Origin of the sequence: Acidocella aquatica, from assembly GCF_030160635.1 — a bacterium.
GTDB lineage: Bacteria > Pseudomonadota > Alphaproteobacteria > Acetobacterales > Acetobacteraceae > Acidocella > Acidocella aquatica.
The window spans coordinates 1-510 of the sequence record NZ_BSOS01000109.1 but is presented as its reverse complement, the minus strand read 5'-3'; the positions used below and the strand labels follow the sequence as shown (position 1 = coordinate 510).

The 510-nt window shown below is 55.3% G+C and carries 1 pseudogene; it reads right to left on the bottom strand.

The window, feature by feature from the left end:
- Positions 1 to 510, bottom strand: a pseudogene (locus tag QQJ84_RS19100) (IS5 family transposase); the annotation flags it as partial.

Here is a 510-nt window from a genome sequence, read left to right as displayed (position 1 = left end):
GCGCAGAAAGGTCAGAGCATTTTTGTTCAAACACTCCCAATCCTTGGCCAGGCGGCGGCATCGATTGAGCCAGCCGATGGTTCGCTCCACCACCCAACGCTTGGGAAGCACGGCAAAACCCTTTACCGCATCTGAGCGCTTTACGATCTCGACTTTTATTTTCCGTAGCACGCGCCGCAAGGCTTGGTGAAACTTTGGTCCCTGATAACCGCCATCGGCATACAGTTTCCGCAAGAGCGGATGCTTTTTGAGGAGCGCTGTCATCAACAGAATGCCGCCGTCGCGGTCTTGGATATTGGCCGCGTGAATAATAGCCAAAAGCAATAATCCCTCGGTATCTACAAGAAGATGCCGCTTCTTACCCTTGATCTTCTTACCCGCATCATAGCCCGCCGGGTCAATCGAAGCCCCCCTTTTTCAGCGCTCTTTACACTCTGGCTGTCGATGATGGCGGCGGTCGGGCTGGCCTCTCGTGCGGCCAACTCCCGGCACCGAAGGTAGAGTGCCTGA